Origin of the sequence: Longimicrobium sp., assembly GCF_036554565.1 — a bacterium.
Classification (GTDB): domain Bacteria; phylum Gemmatimonadota; class Gemmatimonadetes; order Longimicrobiales; family Longimicrobiaceae; genus Longimicrobium.
This window is the reverse complement of the sequence record NZ_DATBNB010000572.1, coordinates 1-3,075: the sequence shown is the minus strand read 5'-3', so window position 1 is coordinate 3,075 and position 3,075 is coordinate 1. Positions and strand designations below refer to the sequence as shown.

The window sequence follows — 3,075 nt, the reverse complement described above, 5'->3', positions numbered from 1 at the left end:
AGCGTCACCGGGCTCGTATTGGGCGTGTTCGGCACGCGCCGCTGGATGCGGGAAATCGAGAGCGAGATGGCGGACCGGGACACGCCGGCTCGATCCAACGCCGCGGGATGAACGGAAACGGGCCCCTCGCCGGTGCGAGGGGCCCGCTGATCGATCCGCACGGCCGCGACGTCAGTCTTCGACCAGGTACGCGATTCCCCAGGCGCCCTCACCGGCGTGCGTGCCGAAGATGGGCGTTCCCGCCATCGTCACCACCTCGGCGTCCTTGCCGTAGCGGGCGCGGATCTCCCGCGTAACGGGCGCCAGCACCTCCTGCGCGCCGATGTGCATGATGCCGAAGCGCATCTTCTTCGCGCCGCGCGGCACCTTGCGCTCAAGCACCTGCAGCATCAAGGGCATCATGTTCTTGCGCCCGCGCACCTTGTCGATGGGCACCAGCTTGCCCGCCGCGTCGATGTCCAGCACCGGCTTGATGTCGAGCAGGCTGCCGAGCCACGCCTTGCCGCGCCCCACGCGCCCCGACGCCAGCGCGCGCTCGAAGGTGTCGAGCACGATGAAGAAGCCCGACTGCGCGCGGATGCGCTCCAGCTCGGCGACGATGCGCTCGGGCGTCCACCCCATCTCGCCCAGCTCGCTGGCCTTGAGCGCCAGCAGCCCCTGAAGCAGCGAGCCGCCCTTGCTGTCGAACAGGTGGATGGGCACGTCGTCGCTCTCGGCCCGGTGCTTGAGCGCCGCCTGGGCAGATGCGTAGGTGCCGGACAGGGCCGACGACAGGAGGACGGCCACCACGCTCTCGCCCTCTTCCGCGGCGCGCCGGAAGCCCTCGATGAAGGCCGCGGGCGCGGGCTGCGAGGTGCTGGGGTGCGCCCCCGTCTTCAGCTGCTCCACGAACTCCTCGGCCGAGATGTCCAGCCGGTCGCGCATCACCCGGTCTTCGAAGATCAGGTTCAGCGGCACCAGGTGCATGCCGTGCGCGCGGATGATCTCGTCGGGCAGGTCGCAGGCGCTGTCGACCACCACGGAAATGGGGCGGCGGGCCAGCTGCATGTGCCCCGTCGCCGCGCGCTCCGCCACGGCGTGCTGGGCCTGCATGTCCTCGGCCTTCTTCGTCGCCAGCTCGCCGAAGCCGCGCAGGTACGCGAACACCGCTTCGGGCTCGTCGGTGTGCACGTGCACCTTCAGCAGGTCGTTGCTGCGGATGACCACCAGCGAATCGCCCCGCTCACGCAGCCACGCCGACACCGTTTCCTGCGTGGGCAGCTCGCTGCCGCGCACCAGCGCCTCGGTGCAGAAGCGGTACTGCTCGCTGGCCGCCGAGTATTCCGCCTGGGCGGCCGCGAACACGGCCGGCTCCGCGCCGAACTCGGGCATCTCTTCCAGCGCCACCAGCGGGTCGCCCGCCAGGTAGCCGGCGATCCCCTCCAGGATGTGCACGAAGCCCTTGGCGCCCGCGTCCACCACGCCCGAGGCCTTGAGCTGGGGAAGCAGCTCGGGGGTGTTGGCCAGCGCCTCGCGCGCCTTGATCAGCAGCCGCTCGAACAGCACCACGAAGTCCGAATCGCGCAGCCGCTCGGCCTCGTCGGCGATGGCGCGCATGATGGTGATCATGGTGCCCTCGACCGGCTTTTCCAGCGCGCGGTACACGTGCTCCGTGGCGCTGCGCAGCACCTGTCCGAACTCCGCCACCGTCAGCCGTACGCGGTCGCCGATGGCGTCGGCCATCCCCAGCAGGAAGTGCGAAAGGATCATCCCGCAGTTGCCGCGCGCGCCCATGATGCCGGCCTGCGCCGCGGCCTTGGCGACGATGCCGACCGATGTGTCGGTGCTTCGGCGCAGGTGGTCGGCGATGGAGCTTACGGTGAGCGCCAGGTTGGTCCCGGTGTCGCCGTCCGGCACGGGAAACACGTTGATGCGGTTGAGGTCCGCGCGGTGGCGCTGCACGTACTCCGCCGACATGATCAGGGCGCCGCGCAGGCCGCTCCCGTCCAGGTAGTTAACAGCAGTCATGCGGGGGATGTCTGGGTCCGGTTGGCGCGTTCGGCGGCGCGTGGCGGTGCGGCCGGGCGTGTGCGTGCGCCGCATAGTGCGCCCCGTGCGGCACGGATGCAAGGGGCGGGCACGGTTGTCGCCGTACCCGCTCTCGCCAGGCCCGGCCGTTACGCGATACCATGCACGCCCGGGAACCCGCGTTCTCCGCACCAGCCCAACAGAATGCCCACACACATCATCGGCGCCCACACGGTCGACAACGGCGGCATCCACATGACCGCCCTGCGCGCCGGCAGCGCGGGGATGAAGGCGCTGCAGTGCTTTACCGCCATCCCCAAGTTCTATGGCGACAAGAGCACCATCAAGCCCGAGCGCGTGGAGCGGTTTCGCAAGGCGCTCGACGAGGCGGGAATCGAGCCGCGCAACGTGGTCGTCCACGCGGCGTACGTGCTCTCCGTCGCCACCGCCGAGCCCGACAAGTGGGTGCGCGCCGCGGCGGGGCTGGCCAAGGAGATGGAGCGCTCCAACGCGCTGGGCGTAGGCGCGGTCTGCTTCCATCCAGGATCCGCCACGGATGGCGATCCCAAGGCGGCGGCCGAGCGGGTGGCCAAGGCCATCACCCAGGCCCTGAAGTCCGTGGAGGGCCCCACGCGCCTGCTCGTCGAGAACACGGCGGGGGCGGGAAAGACGGTCGGCCGCACCGCTGAGGAGGTGGCCGACATCCTGCGGCACGTTCCCGACGAGCTGCGCGGGCGCACCGGCTACGGGCTGGATACCTGCCACCTGTTCGCCTCCGGCTGGGCCATCCACGAATCGGCCCGGAAGCAGAAGGAGATTTTGGACGAGTGGGAGCAGACCACGGGCGAGCGCCCGGGCTTCTTTCACCTGAACGACAGCGAGGGGGCGTTCGCCAGCAACCGCGACCGGCACATGCTGCTGGGCGACGGGCAGATCGGCGCCGAGCCCTTCCGCTGGCTGCTCGCCGATCCGCGCAGCCAGGGGATTCCGCTGATCCTGGAAACGCCGCAGGAGAACTACGACATCGCCGACGACGACGCCTCGGCCGATCCGTACGACCTGCGGATG

General features: G+C 70.1%; 2 protein-coding genes. One reads left to right on the top strand and one right to left on the bottom strand.

All coding sequences use genetic code 11. The features are described from left to right. Nucleotides 1-171: 171 nt before the first annotated feature. The gene (locus tag VIB55_RS15695; protein WP_331877604.1) at nucleotides 172-2,007 is read right to left on the bottom strand and encodes a DegV family protein; all 1,836 of its coding nucleotides are present in this window, start codon (nucleotides 2,005-2,007) and stop codon (nucleotides 172-174) included. A gap of 204 nt (nucleotides 2,008-2,211) precedes the next feature. Between VIB55_RS15695 and VIB55_RS15690 the strand changes: the two genes are divergently transcribed. Beyond that, nucleotides 2,212-3,075 (top strand): deoxyribonuclease IV (locus VIB55_RS15690; protein ID WP_331877603.1); only part of this gene is annotated, 864 nt, incomplete at its 3' end.

What these genes read in the sequence shown, in the direction of transcription:
- VIB55_RS15695 (WP_331877604.1), bottom strand. Translation starts at nt 2,007, where the DNA reads ATGACTGCTGTTAACTACCTGGACGGGAGCGGCCTGCGCGGCGCCCTG.